The organism is Actinosynnema sp. NPDC023587, from assembly GCF_040640215.1.
In the GTDB taxonomy this organism is placed as follows: domain Bacteria; phylum Actinomycetota; class Actinomycetes; order Mycobacteriales; family Pseudonocardiaceae; genus Actinosynnema.
On sequence record NZ_JBFABG010000001.1, the window covers coordinates 334,392 to 347,150 of the forward strand.

A 12,759-nucleotide genomic window follows, 5' to 3' on the forward strand; every position below is an offset into this window, starting at 1 on the left:
GGCGCGCGGGGATTCGCCGGCACTTCCCTCGTGGAGTCAGGCGCGGAGGCTGAACCCGTTGTCGCGCAACCAACCGACGAGTGCTCGCGGACTGCGCGTCCGGGTCAGCACGAGGCCCGGTCCGGCGAAGTCGAGGACGAGGCCGTCACCACTGCGCACGGATTGCGGCACGTCGGGGGAAAGCGCTCGCAACCGGCACTGGAGGGTGTCGGCGAAACCGACGACGTGCCCGCTGTCGAGGGTGACCAGCTCGCCCACGTCCAGGGTGACCACGTCGAGCGTGCCGTAGCAGGCCAGCACGACCGAGCCGGTGCCGTAGACGTAGGTGAGGAAGCCGCTGTCGCCGCCGTGCAGCGAGCGCAGGGGCGGCGCGGACGGGTCCATCGCGACCGAGCCGGACGAGGCGAGCCAGCTATTGCGGGCGACGCACCACCCCGTCGCGCCGTCGAGCTCCAGCACGTGCAGGTCGCCGGGCAGCGGCGGGGCGACGTCCACCCACCCGCCTTCCGCGCCCGCCGTGCACAGCGCGGCCTTGACGCCGGGGGCCTTGCCCTTCGTGTCGCGGCTGATGCCGTAGCTGGTCGCGAACAGCGACGAGCGTTCGACGAGCGCCGGTTCGGCGGGTGCGAGCACCAGCCTGGCCACTCCGAAGGTCGGCGTGTGTCGCGTGCGGACCTGCACCGGAACGTTCCCCCTACCTGCTGTCGCGCGTGGCGGCCGGTCGGGGCAGTTTCGCACGAGCGCGGCAGGATGGTGGACGTGCCGAACCCGTTGACCACCGTCGCCGCCCACCGCTCGCGGATCTCGGAGCTGGTCGGGGTGATGCCACCGGTCACCCTGCCGGTGGCCGGCTGCCTCGGCCTGGCGCTGGCGGAAGACCTGGTGGCGGCGGTCGCGCTGCCGCCGTTCGACAACTCCGCGATGGACGGCTACGCGGTGCGGGCGGCCGACGTGGCGACCGTTCCGGTGACGTTGCCCGTGACGGACGACATCCCCGCCGGGCGGGCGTCGTCGACCCCGCTGGGGCCCGGGACCGCGCAGCGGATCATGACCGGCGCTCCGGTGCCGGTGGGCGCGGACGCCGTGGTGCAGGTGGAGTGGACCGACGGCGGCACGTCGTCGGTGCGGGTGGACCGGGGCGTGCCGGCCGGCGCGAACGTGCGGCGGACCGCGGACGACGTGGCGGTCGGCACGACGGTGCTGGCGGCGGGGACCGCGCTGGGTCCCGCGCAGCTCGGGCTGGCGGCGGCGCTGGGCTTCGGGTCGCTGCCGGTGCGGCGGCGGCCCCGGGTGCTGGTGCTCTCGACCGGGTCGGAGCTGGTCGGGCCGGGCGAGGCGCTGGGGCCGGGGCAGATCTACGAGTCCAACGGCGTGATGCTGGCGGCGGCCGTGCGGGAGGCGGGCGGCGAGGCGGAGCTGGTGCGGTTCGTGCCGGACGACGTGGCCGCGTTCCGGGCGGCGGTGGAGCCGAGGTTGGCCGGGGTCGACCTGCTGCTCACCTCGGGCGGGGTGAGCGCGGGTGCGTACGAGGTGGTGAAGGACGCGTTGACCGGGCGCGGGGTGGAGTTCACCAGGGTGGCGATGCAGCCGGGCGGGCCGCAGGGCGCGGGCCGGTACCGGGGTGTGGCGGTGGCGACGCTGCCGGGCAACCCGGTGAGCGCGCAGGTGTCGTTCGAGGTGTTCATCCGGCCGGCGCTGCGGGCCGCGCTGGGGTTCCCGGTCGTGGAGCGGCCGACGGCGGTGGCCGCGCTCGACTCCCCGCTGACGTCGCCGGCCGGCCGGACCCAGTTCCGGCGCGGCAGGTACGACCCGGCGTCGGGCCGGGTGGTGACGCCGGTCGGCGGCCCCGGTTCGCACCTGCTGTCGGCGCTGGCGCTCAGCGACTGCCTCATCGAGGTGCCCCCGGACGTGACCGAACTCGCGGCCGGGGCCGAGGTCCTGGTCCGCTTCCTCCAGTAGGATCGTCGAACGATCTCCGCACGTCACGGCACGTCCGGCGCGGCGGTCGGGGAAAGCCGCGAGTCGGGTGACCGGACCGGTCAGCGGGCAGGTCGAGTACGCTCGGTCACAGCGGGTCGACTCAGAGCCATTGAACAACCCATGTGACCTGGATTACACTCGCCGGCACGCCCGCCCGGTGTGTCCGTGCGTTCGTCGGGGGACGCACGGACATACCGGACGGGCCCAGGGGTCGCCGGCGTAGCGTGTGGCCGGCCAGCGTTTCCCTGACCCGGAAGAGCCATGACCGTCGATCGCGACAAGAACAGTGGTGCCGTCTCCCACTTCATCGACCTCGCTCGGGGGTTCATCCCCCCGATGCACCCCGCGGGCCGCCCCTTCGTGGCGGGTGCGGCCGTCGCGACCCTCCTGGTGCGCCGGTTCTCCCGCCGCGCCGGCGTGGTCGGCGCGCTGCTGACCGCGTGGGTGGCGTGGTTCTTCCGCGAACCGCGGCGGACCACCCCGACCCGGGACGACGTGGCCGTCGCGCCCGCCGACGGCACCGTGTCCCACGTCGTCGAGGCCGTCCCGCCCGCCGAACTGGGCCTCGGCGACGTGCCGATGACCCGGATCAGCGTGTTCCTGACCGTGTTCGACGTGCACGTCCAGCGCGTGCCGGTCTCCGGCGCGGTCCGCCAGGTGTCCTACCGGCCGGGCAAGTTCCTGTCCGCCGACCTGGACAAGGCCAGCGAGGACAACGAGCGCAACACCGTCTGGCTGACCTCCACCCGGGGCCACGAGGTCGTCGTCGTGCAGATCGCCGGCCTCATCGCGCGGCGGATCGTGTGCCACGTCGCCGACGGCGACCGGGTCGAGGCGGGCCGGACCTACGGCCTCATCCGCTTCGGGTCGCGCGTCGACCTCTACGTGCCGCGCGACAGCCGGGTGCTGGTGGAGGCCGGTCAGCGCACCATCGGCGGGGAGACCGTGCTCGCCGAACTGCCGGAGCTCTGACCCGGTGGCTCCGAGCGGGCCCGGCGTCCGGCTGCTGCCCAACGCGATCACCGTGCTGGCGATGTCCGCGGGCCTGTCGTCCGTCTACTTCGCCATCAACGCCTACTACGGCGCGGCCATCGCGGCCATCGCGATGGCCGCCGTGCTCGACGGCCTCGACGGCCGGCTGGCCCGGCTCCTCGACGCGACCAGCAAGATGGGCGCGGAGCTCGACTCGCTGGCCGACGCGGTGTCGTTCGGCGTCGCGCCCGCCCTGGTCATCTACGTCTGGAAGTTCGAGCCGCACCGCGAGGGCTGGGTGGTGGCGCTGATCTTCGCGGTCTGCATGGTGCTGCGGCTGGCCCGCTTCAACACGCTGCTCGACGTCGAGCAGCCGCCGTTCGCGAAGGAGTTCTTCGTCGGCGTGCCCGCCCCGGCGGGCGGGCTGCTGCTCCTGCTGCCCCTGATCGTCGACGAGCAGGTCGGGTCGCACGGCTGGTGGTCGAACCTGTGGGTGGTCGCCGGGTGGACGGTCGGCATCGCGCTCCTGCTGGTCAGCCGGATACCGACGCTGTCCGTGAAGACGATCAAGGTCCCGCCGCGCGCGGTCGCGCCGCTGCTGGTCCTGGTCGCCCTGCTGGCCGCGGTCGTGTTCACCTTCCCGCTGGTCGCGCTGATCGCGGCGATGCTGCTCTACCTGGGGCACCTGCCGTACTCGGTGCGCCGCTACCGGTGGCTGGCCAAGCACCCGGAGGCGTGGTCCGTGCCCGCCGCCGACCGCCGGGCGATCAAGCGCGCCCACGGCGTGGCCGCGCGCCGGCTCGGGCTGCGGCAGCCGCTGGGCGGCCGGGTCGCGGGCGCGGCGATGCGGGCCGTGCGCCGCCCCCGGCGCGCGGTCGACCCCGCCCAGGTCGCGGCCGAGGCCACCGGCCAGGGCGGACCGCACAAGCGGCGGGGCTGGCGACAGATCGGGCTGCGCCGGCACCACCGGCCCTGAGGGCCCCGGTTGGCCTAGGCTCGCCGTGTGATCACGCTGACCGCCCGCCTGTCGCCGTCCGCCCTCGACACCAGGCGCGGAGTCGTCCGGCTGCACCCCGAGGTGCTGGACGCGCTCGGGCTGCGCGCCTGGGACGCGGTGCGGTTGACCGGCTCGCGGGTCAGCTCGGCCCTCGCCGCCGCCGGTGACGCCGCACCCGGCGTGGTGCTGGTGGACGACGTGACGCTGTCCAACCTCGGCATCGCCGAGGGTTCGGAGGTCGTGGTCGCGCCGGTCGACGTGACCGGCGCGCGGTCGGTCACCGTCGCCGGCTCCCGGCTGGCCAGCACGTCGCTCACCCCCGAGACGCTGCGGATGGCGTTGACCGGCAAGGTCCTCACGGTCGGCGACGCGGTGTCGCTGCTCCCGCAGGACCTCGCGCCGCCGCCCGGCGTGGACGTGAGCGTGACCCGCCGCAAGCTGTCCCACGCGATCGGCATGACCTGGACCAACGAGCTGCTGACCATCACCTCGGTCGAGCCCGACGGCGGCCCGGTCGCCGTGCAGCCGTCCACCGTCGTGGGCTGGCGGGACGGCGCGCGCACGGGGGACGCGCCCGCCAGGTCCGTCGCCCTGGCCGGTCCGGCCGGCTCGGCGGTGCCGGCCCCGGCGGGTTCGACCGCAGCGGTGACCGCGCCGGTCGCGCCGACCGCCGTCGCGGAGGCGATCCCGGTGGCCGACCTGGTCGGCCAGAAGGACGCCGCCCGGCGGCTCGCCGAGTGGCTCGACCTGACCTTCAGCCACCCCGAGCTGCTGACCAGGCTCGGTGCCGCGCCCCGGCTCGCCGCGCTCGTCAGCGGCCCGGAAGGGGTCGGCAAGGCGACGCTCGTGCGGGCCGTGGCGCACAGCGTCGGCGCGAACGTGGTGGAAGTCGCCGCACCGAGCATCGCGGTGCTGGAGCCCGCCGCCACCGCCCAGCGGATCGGGGACGCCATCGCGGCGACCGAAGCGCCCGCCGTGCTGCTGCTGACCGACGTGGAAGCCCTGCTGCCCGCGACCTCGCCGCCCCCGGTGGCGACGGTCGTGCTCGACGCGCTGCGCGCGGCGGTCGTGGAGGCCGGGATCGCGCTGGTCGTGACCAGTGCGCACGCCGAAGCCGTCGACCCCCGGCTGCGCGTGCCGGAGCTGGTCGACCGGGAACTGGTGCTGCCGCTGCCGGACGGCGCGGTGCGCACCGAACTGCTGCGCGTGCTGATGCGGGACGTGCCGCTGGAGTCCGACGTCGACCTGGGCGCGGTCGCGGACCGGACGCCGGGGTTCGTCGCCGCCGACCTGATCGCGCTGCGCCGGGAGGCCGCCGTGCGGTCCGCGCTGCGCCAGCGCGACGTGCCGGAACCCCACGTGGCGCAACAAGACCTGCTGGGCGCGCTGGACACCGTGCGCCCCATCTCGATGTCCACTTCGGACACCCTGCGGACCGGCGGGCTGACGTTGGACGACGTCGGCGACATGACCGAGGTGAAGCAGGCGCTCACCGAGGCCGCGCTGTGGCCGTTGCAGTACCCGGACTCGTTCGCCCGGCTCGGCGTCGCGCCGCCGCGCGGGCTGCTGCTCTACGGGCCGCCGGGGTGCGGCAAGACGTTCCTGGTGCGCGCGCTCGCGGGCAGCGGACGGCTGAACGTGCTGTCGGTGAAGGGCGCGGAGCTGATGGACAAGTTCGTCGGCGAGTCCGAGCGGGCCGTGCGCGAGCTGTTCCGGCGGGCCGCCGAGGCGGCACCGGCGCTGGTGTTCCTCGACGAGGTCGACGCGCTCGCACCCCGCCGGGGCCAGTCGTCGGACTCCGGGGTGGGCGACCGGGTGGTGGCCGCGCTGCTGACCGAGCTGGACGGCGTCGAGCCGCTGCGCGACGTCATCGTGCTGGGCGCGACCAACCGGCCCGAGCTGATCGACCCGGCGCTGCTGCGGCCGGGACGGCTGGAGCGCCTGGTCTACGTGCCGCCGCCGGACGCCGACGCGCGGGCCGAGATCCTGCGGGCGTCGTCGCGCAACACCCCGCTGGCCGACGACGTGGACCTGGTGGCGCTGGCCGGCGAGCTGGAGGGGTACTCGGCGGCCGACTGCGCGGCGCTGATCCGCGAGGCGGCGCTGACCGCCATGCGCGAATCGCTGTCAGCGTCCGAGGTGACCGGCGACCACCTGGCGGCGGCCCGCGCGGCCGTGCGCCCGTCCCTGGACCCGGCGCAGCTCGCGGCACTGGCGGCGTACGCGGACGCGCGTTCGAGCTGACGACCACCGGCCGTCCGGTCCCGGCCACACCGCCGGGACCGCTCACGCCGGAGCCGGCCCCCGTCGGCCCGCCGCTCCGGCTACACCGACCTCACGCCCCGGCTCTGCCGGCCTTGCCGCCACAGCTCCGCCGCGCGCGTCAGACCTTGCCGGACGGGCCCGCGTAGTTGTTCGTGACGATGACGATGATCCCCGCCTGGGCGGACTCGATGCCGTCGAACCGGGGCTTCACCTCGGCCTTGAGCACCTGCCCGAGCTGCTGCGCGGACTGCTCCTCGTCCGTGCCCGGCCGGTAGTACACCGTGGTCAGCGGGATCTGGCCCTGCGAGTAGTTGCCGGTCTCGGCGACGTCCCAGCCGGCCCGGCGGATGTCGTCCGACGCCTGCGCGGCCAGCCCGCTGACCGTGCTGTTGTTGTACACCCGCACCGGGGGCTTCGCGGCGACCGTCACCGGGGGCGGCGCGCCGGTCGTCGGCGCGGGCGCGCCGGCCACCGTCGTCGAAGGCTGTGCGGTACCGGTACCCGGGGTCGTGGTCGTGGTCTGGGGTCGGTCGCTCGTGGACGTGCCGCCGGGCTCGCCGTCGGTCGTCGTCGCGCCGCTGGTCTGGCCGCCGGTCGTCGTCTGGCCGGCCGTCGCGGTGGTCGTGGGCGGCGCGCCCGCCTGGTCGTCGTCGCCGCCGGTGAACAGCGTGGCCACGCCGATCACCACGGCCACCGCCGCCACACCGATCAGGGCGTACCCCGCGGCGCGCGCGGGGTGGGCGGAACCCGCCGGTTCTGGGTTGGTCATGAGCCCTCGACACCCAGTCGCCGCGCCGCCCTGGCCCTGGCCCGACCGGACCGGGACCGCTGCAACCGCTTCACCAGCATGGGATCCGCCGCCAACGCCTCTTCCTTCTCCAGCAACGCGTTGAGCAGTTGGTAGTACCGGGTCGGCGACAGGTCGAAGAGCTCCTTGATCGCCTGCTCCTTGGCACCGGCGTACTTCCACCACTGGCGTTCGAAAGCCAGGATTTCCCGCTCCCGGTCGTTCAAACCGTCGTCCGGCCGATCCGCCGGCGCCAGTGCCTCTGCGGCGTCCACTCTGGGCTCCTCAGCCGTGCCTGCGCGTGGGTGCCATTACATCACGTGATCTTGGTCCGGGTCGGTTCATCAGTCGGCGCGTCACCGGTCCGTGCCGAACCGGCCGGCGGTCACGGATAAACTGCGGGCCATGGCAGTTCACCCGATCGTCATCGCCGGCGAGCCCGTGCTCCACCACCCGACCAAGCCGGTGGAGGTCTTCGACGAAGCGCTGCGCACGCTGGTCGAAGACATGTTCGAGACCATGGCGGCGGCGCACGGGGTCGGCCTCGCCGCCAACCAGATCGGGGTCGACCAGCGGGTCTTCGTCTACGACTGCCCGGACGACGAGGGCAACCGGTTCCGCGGCGTGGTGGTCAACCCGGTGCTGGAGACCTCGGAGATCCCGCTCGGGATGCCCGACCCGGACGACGACTACGAGGGCTGCCTGTCCGCGCCCGGCGAGACGTACCCGACGGGCCGCGCCCCGTGGGCGAAGGTGACCGGCTTCGACGGCGACGGCAAGCCGGTCGAGGTCGAGGGCACCGGCTTCTTCGCGCGCTGCCTCCAGCACGAGACCGACCACCTAGACGGGTACCTCTACCTGGACCGCCTGGTGGGCCGGCACAAGCGCGCGGCGCGCAAGATGATCAAGGCGAACGGCTGGGGCGTGCCCGGCCTGTCCTGGGACCCGGCCGACTCCGAGAACCCCTTCGCCGACGACGAGGACGACTGACCCTCTCCGGCGGACGCTCCCCGACCGTTCGCCGGCGACTGCTCTCCGTGTGGCTGCTCTCCGGGCGACCGCTCTCCGGGTTGACCGCTCTCCGGCCGCCACCCGGTGAAAACCGTTGGACGGCGGGGTGACGATGGCGGCATGTGGAGCAACCTGGCCGCCTTCGTCACGGCGTCCTTCCTGATCGCCCTGTCACCCGGCCCCGGTACGGCGCTGGTGCTGCGGCAGTCGGTCCGGGGACGCGCGAGCGCGCTGGCCACGGTGTTCGGCATGGAGGTCGCGGTCGCCGCGTGGGCGGTGGCGGCGGCGCTCGGGCTGTCCGTGCTGCTCACCGCGTCCGAGGTGGCCTACCACGCGTTGCGGATCACCGGCGCGCTGTTCCTGGTCTACCTGGGCGTGCGGGCGTTCCGCTCGGCGGGCCTGCCACCGCCGGAGGCACCGCCGACCGGTCACGCGTTCCGCGCGGGCCTGCTGGTCAACCTGGCCAACCCCAAGCTGGGCGTGTTCGCGATCTCGTTCCTGCCGCAGTTCCTGCCCGAGGGGGGCGGCCGGGGCGTGCTGCTGCTGCTCGCGCTGGTCTGGGTGGCCGTGGACACGGCGTGGTACCTGATCGTGGTCGGCGTCCTAGACCGGGTCCGGAGCCGGCTCGCCCGCGCGCGGGTGCGGCGGGTCCTGGAGCGCGTCTCCGGCGGTGTCCTCGTCGCGCTGGGCCTTCGGCTGGTGTTCGACCCGCGCTGACCGCCGCCAGGGGAGCTCGGGCAGGCCGGCGAGCTCGACGTGCGTGGTGCACAGGGCCAGGTCGGCGTACCCGCCCGCGATCACGTGGGCGCGGAGGCGCTGGACCTGGCCCACCGTGGGGAGTTCGCCGACGAGCAGGAACGGCAGGAGCAACCGCCAGGCGCGGACCACGGCCGGTCGACGTCGGTGCGGCGCGCGAAGCACGGCCCGTGCGACGCGTAAGGCGTGTTCCCCGGCCGTGATGGCCTCGGGAAAACCGGCGTGGTCCCACGACCACCGCACCGCCTCGGCCATCGCGCACCGAACGCAGTCCACGGGCCCCGCGCCGAGCTCGGTGCCGCAGTGCGAGCACGAGACGAGCGTCATCGCCCAGTCGGTGCACGTCCACGGGTGCCGCCCGACCTCGTCGGCGAGGACGAGTTCGGCCAGCTCACGTTCCCCCGCGCCGCCCTCGGTGAGCTTCTCGGCGGCGAGCAGCTCCTGCCAGTCGAGCAGCCAGTACTGGTCCACGAGCTCGGCGCAGAACCGGCACCCGGGATACCCGCGCCCGGCGAGATCCCCGCACGAAGGGCACGGCGAAACGCCAGCGGGGCGCGCCACGCGCCGCGCGCCGGGCGGGAACGGCTGGTGATCAGCCACGCGGTGAAAGGTACGCGCAAAACCGCCCGCTTGGCATCCCACCTGCCCGGCATCCGCACACCCCTCGTCGAACCCGCACCGAACACCCAGCCCCTCCCCACGCCATCAGGCGCACTCGCCACCCAACCGAGTGATCAACCCCGAAAAACGTACGGAAACACTGTTGCCGATACTCGGTTTGTATATCGAGCCGCGAACCACACCCCATCGACCAACACCCCTCCCGCACCCCCACAACTCCCCCACCCACCGCACCCCTCCCCCGTCCCTCTCCGTCCCTCCTCCACCCGGCCACGCCGCCCCCGCCTGCCGCCTGCCTGCCCCCGCCAGCCACCCGCCGGCCCTAGCCAGCCGCCCGCCAGCCCCGCCTGCCGGCCCCCTATGGCCGCACCGCCTGCCCGCCCCCGCCTGCCCGCATCGCCAGGCCCACGCCACCGGGCCCACGCCACCGGGCAGCACCCGGTCCAGCTCTGCCGGGTGCGCCGATGGCCCGCGCGACAGGCCCTCGCCCTCGGCGAACCGGCCATTCCAAGCACGCCACCGGCGAACAGGTCCCGGGTCTCAAATGTCAGGCCCCGGATCTCAGTCCCCGGATCTCAGGTCACAGGTCCCGAGTCTCAGGTCCCGAGTCTCAGGTCTCAGGTTCCGAGCCCCAAGCCCCAAGCCCCAAGCCCCAGGCCCCAGGCCCCAGGGTTTTGGGTGACCGCTCGGTGTCGCAGGCGAGTGGTCGGGACGGTGGTCCCTTGGCATCGACACGGCCACGTGGCTATGGTCGGCAGGACAACTCAACATCGCGGGAGCTCGCACCTCAGCGGGCTGAGAGGGCGGCTGGAGAGATCCGGTGCCGCCGACCGCCTGAACCTGACCGGGTAATGCCGGCGTAGGGAGGAATGTCGTGACGGCACTTGACGACCGTTCGGTGAAACCCAGCGTCACCACGGGGCCGATCTCCGGCTCGCACAAGGTCTACCGCGAGGTGGCCGATGGCGTGCGGGTCCCGTGTCGCAGGGTGGAGTTGACGAACGGCGAGCACGTCGATCTCTACGACACTTCCGGTCCGTATACCGACAGCGACGCCACCATCGACGTCCACAGTGGACTTCCCGCACTGCGCGCGGACTGGGTCGCCGCGCGTGAGCCGGTCAACGGGGCGGTGACCCAGCTCGCGTACGCGAAGGCCGGGATCATCACGCCGGAGATGACCTACGTCGCGGCGCGCGAGAACATGAGTCCCGAGTTCGTGCGCGAGGAAGTGGCCATCGGCCGCGCCGTGATCCCGCTCAACCGGCGGCACCCCGAAGCCGAACCGATGATCATCGGCAAGAAGTTCCTGGTGAAGATCAACGCGAACATCGGCAACTCGGCCGTCTCCTCGTCGATCGAGGACGAGGTGGAGAAGATGGTGTGGGCCTCCCGGTGGGGCGCGGACACCATCATGGACCTGTCCACCGGCAAGCGCATCCACGAGACGCGCGAGTGGATCATGCGCAACTCGCCCGTCCCGATCGGCACGGTGCCGATCTACCAGGCCCTGGAGAAGGTCGACAGCGATCCGGCGAAGCTGTCCTGGGAGGTCTACCGGGACACCGTGATCGAGCAGGCCGAACAGGGCGTCGACTACATGACCGTGCACGCGGGCGTGCTGCTCCGGTACGTGCCGCTGACCGCGCGGCGGGTCACCGGGATCGTGTCGCGCGGCGGGTCGATCATGGCCGCGTGGTGCCTCGCGCACCACCGGGAGAGCTTCCTCTACACGCACTTCGAGGAGCTGTGCGAGATCCTGCGCACCTACGACGTGACGTTCTCGCTCGGTGACGGCCTGCGGCCGGGTTCCATCGCCGACGCGAACGACGAGGCCCAGTTCGCCGAGCTGCGCACGCTGGGCGAGTTGACGCACATCGCGCGCTCGCACGACGTGCAGGTGATGATCGAGGGTCCCGGTCACGTGCCGATGCACAAGATCGCGGAGAACGTGCGGTTGGAGGAGGAGTGGTGCGGTGAAGCGCCGTTCTACACCCTCGGGCCGCTGGCCACCGACATCGCGCCCGCGTACGACCACATCACGTCGGCGATCGGCGCGGCGCAGATCGGCTGGCTGGGCACGGCGATGCTCTGCTACGTCACGCCGAAGGAGCACCTGGGCCTGCCCAACCGGGACGACGTGAAGACCGGTGTGATCACCTACAAGATCGCGGCGCACTCGGCCGACCTGGCCAAGGGGCACCCCGGCGTGCAGGACTGGGACGACGCGTTGTCCAAGGCGCGCTTCGAGTTCCGGTGGGAGGACCAATTCAACCTGTCCCTCGACCCGGACACCGCGCGCTCGTTCCACGACGAGACGCTCCCGGCGGAACCCGCCAAGACGGCGCACTTCTGCTCGATGTGCGGGCCGAAGTTCTGCTCGATGAAGATCACCCAGGACGTCCGGCGCTACGCCGAGGAGCACGGCCTGTCCACCGTGGACGCCATCGAGGCGGGCATGGAGGCGAAGTCGACAGAGTTCGCCGACCAGGGCAACAAGGTCTACCTGCCGGTGGTCGACTGATGGCGGTGACGCCGCCGCGCGTCCTCACCATTGCCGGGTCGGATTCCGGCGGTGGTGCGGGCATCCAGGCGGACCTGCGGACGCTGTTCGCGTGCGGGGTGCACGGGATGACCGCCGTGACGGCGGTGACCGTGCAGAACTCGCTGGGCGTCACCGGGTACACCGAGATCCCGCCGGAGGTGGTGGCCGCGCAGATCGAGGCGGTCGCGACGGACATCAGCGTGGACGCGGCGAAGACCGGGATGCTGGCGTCGGCGGCGATCATCGAAGCGGTCGCGGAAGCGTGCGACAAAGTCCACATAGGACGGTCGATCCCCTTCGTGGTCGACCCTGTGGCGGCGTCGATGCACGGGGATCAGCTACTCGCCGATGCGGCACTCGAAGCCCTGCGCACCGAGCTCTTCCCCCGCGCGACGGTGGTGACGCCGAACCTGGACGAGGTGCGGTTGCTGACCGGCATCGAGGTGCGCGACCACGCGGACCAGCGCAAGGCGGCAGAAGCGCTGTACGAGTTCGGGCCGCAGTGGGTGCTGGTCAAGGGCGGGCACCTGTGGGACGACCCGGGGTGCCTCGACGTCCTGTACGACGGCAAGTCGTTCATCGAACTGCCGGGCCCGCGCTACGACGTGAAGCACACGCACGGCAGCGGTGACACGCTGGCATCGGCGATCACGTCCCGGCTGGCGCGGGGCGAGGACGTGCCGACGGCGGTGCGGTTCGGCAAGGAGTTCATCATCCGCTCGGTGGCCGCCGCGTACCCGCTCGGCGGGGGCGTGGGGCCGGTGTCCCCGTTGTGGCGCTTGGGGAACGTCTAGCGGGCGGACAGGTCGCCGGGGCTGCCGGTCA

At 73.0% G+C, this 12,759-nt stretch carries 12 protein-coding genes and 1 riboswitch; of the genes, 8 read left to right on the forward strand and 4 right to left on the reverse strand.

The features are described 5' to 3' along the window. Positions 1-36 precede the first annotated feature (36 nt). A complete protein-coding gene (locus tag AB0G01_RS01665) occupies positions 37-681 on the reverse strand; it encodes an AIM24 family protein (RefSeq protein ID WP_360938414.1) in 645 nt (214 codons plus the stop codon). 69 nt (positions 682-750) lie between these two features. Between AB0G01_RS01665 and glp the strand changes: the two genes are divergently transcribed. The 4 genes from glp (at position 751) to AB0G01_RS01685 (ending at position 6,193) form a co-directional block, all read left to right on the forward strand. Beyond that, positions 751-1,959 (forward strand): gephyrin-like molybdotransferase Glp, encoded by a 1,209-nt coding sequence (glp, locus tag AB0G01_RS01670; protein ID WP_360938417.1) that lies wholly within the window; start codon positions 751-753, stop codon positions 1,957-1,959. Positions 1,960-2,241: 282 nt separating this feature from the next. After that, positions 2,242-2,952: a phosphatidylserine decarboxylase gene (locus AB0G01_RS01675; RefSeq protein ID WP_360938420.1), complete on the forward strand. Its 711-nt coding sequence runs from the start codon at positions 2,242-2,244 to the stop codon at positions 2,950-2,952. Positions 2,953-2,956: 4 nt separating this feature from the next. Beyond that, positions 2,957-3,928: a CDP-diacylglycerol--serine O-phosphatidyltransferase gene (gene pssA, locus AB0G01_RS01680; RefSeq protein WP_360938423.1), complete on the forward strand. Its 972-nt coding sequence runs from the start codon at positions 2,957-2,959 to the stop codon at positions 3,926-3,928. A gap of 27 nt (positions 3,929-3,955) precedes the next feature. Next, complete coding sequence (locus AB0G01_RS01685; protein WP_360938425.1) at positions 3,956-6,193, forward strand: AAA family ATPase; 2,238 nt, start codon at positions 3,956-3,958, stop codon at positions 6,191-6,193. Positions 6,194-6,332: 139 nt separating this feature from the next. Here the strand turns inward: AB0G01_RS01685 and AB0G01_RS01690 are convergent, their stop codons facing one another. After that, positions 6,333-6,983: a LytR C-terminal domain-containing protein gene (locus tag AB0G01_RS01690; RefSeq protein ID WP_360938427.1), complete on the reverse strand. Its 651-nt coding sequence runs from the start codon at positions 6,981-6,983 to the stop codon at positions 6,333-6,335. Then, the gene (locus AB0G01_RS01695) at positions 6,980-7,276 is read right to left on the reverse strand and encodes a DUF3263 domain-containing protein (protein ID WP_360938430.1); all 297 of its coding nucleotides are present in this window, start codon (positions 7,274-7,276) and stop codon (positions 6,980-6,982) included. The genes AB0G01_RS01690 and AB0G01_RS01695 overlap by 4 nt, the downstream gene beginning before the upstream one ends. A 130-nt stretch (positions 7,277-7,406) precedes the next feature. Here AB0G01_RS01695 and AB0G01_RS01700 point away from each other — a divergent pair, with 130 nt between their 5' ends. Together AB0G01_RS01700 and AB0G01_RS01705 are read left to right on the forward strand one after the other, a co-directional pair. Beyond that, a complete protein-coding gene (locus tag AB0G01_RS01700; protein ID WP_360938433.1) occupies positions 7,407-7,991 on the forward strand; it encodes a peptide deformylase in 585 nt (194 codons plus the stop codon). Positions 7,992-8,132: 141 nt separating this feature from the next. Beyond that, entirely contained in the window at positions 8,133-8,729 is a 597-nt protein-coding gene (locus AB0G01_RS01705; protein WP_360938436.1) for a LysE family translocator, read from the forward strand. Here AB0G01_RS01705 and AB0G01_RS01710 read toward each other — a convergent pair. Continuing rightward, positions 8,616-9,368: a hypothetical protein gene (locus AB0G01_RS01710; RefSeq protein ID WP_360938439.1), complete on the reverse strand. Its 753-nt coding sequence runs from the start codon at positions 9,366-9,368 to the stop codon at positions 8,616-8,618. The two genes, AB0G01_RS01705 and AB0G01_RS01710, sit on opposite strands and share 114 nt — an antisense overlap. Positions 9,369-10,151: 783 nt before the next feature. Next, a riboswitch (TPP riboswitch) is annotated at positions 10,152-10,274 on the forward strand. Here AB0G01_RS01710 and thiC point away from each other — a divergent pair. Next, positions 10,264-11,913 carry a phosphomethylpyrimidine synthase ThiC gene (thiC, locus tag AB0G01_RS01715; RefSeq protein WP_360938442.1) on the forward strand — a complete coding sequence of 550 codons (1,650 nt, stop codon included), beginning with the start codon at positions 10,264-10,266 and terminating at the stop codon, positions 11,911-11,913. Its footprint overlaps the riboswitch before it by 11 nt. Further along, complete coding sequence (thiD, locus tag AB0G01_RS01720; protein ID WP_360938445.1) at positions 11,913-12,728, forward strand: bifunctional hydroxymethylpyrimidine kinase/phosphomethylpyrimidine kinase; 816 nt, start codon at positions 11,913-11,915, stop codon at positions 12,726-12,728. Before thiC ends, thiD begins: the two co-directional genes overlap by 1 nt. The last annotated feature ends 31 nt before the right edge of the window (positions 12,729-12,759 follow it).

What these genes read in the sequence shown, in the direction of transcription:
- AB0G01_RS01700 (WP_360938433.1), top strand. Translation starts at nt 7,407, where the DNA reads ATGGCAGTTCACCCGATCGTCATCGCCGGCGAGCCCGTGCTCCACCAC.
- AB0G01_RS01690 (WP_360938427.1), bottom strand. Translation starts at nt 6,983, where the DNA reads ATGACCAACCCAGAACCGGCGGGTTCCGCCCACCCCGCGCGCGCCGCG.
- glp (WP_360938417.1), top strand. Translation starts at nt 751, where the DNA reads ATGGTGGACGTGCCGAACCCGTTGACCACCGTCGCCGCCCACCGCTCG.
- thiD (WP_360938445.1), top strand. Translation starts at nt 11,913, where the DNA reads ATGGCGGTGACGCCGCCGCGCGTCCTCACCATTGCCGGGTCGGATTCC.
- AB0G01_RS01705 (WP_360938436.1), top strand. Translation starts at nt 8,133, where the DNA reads ATGTGGAGCAACCTGGCCGCCTTCGTCACGGCGTCCTTCCTGATCGCC.
- AB0G01_RS01675 (WP_360938420.1), top strand. Translation starts at nt 2,242, where the DNA reads ATGACCGTCGATCGCGACAAGAACAGTGGTGCCGTCTCCCACTTCATC.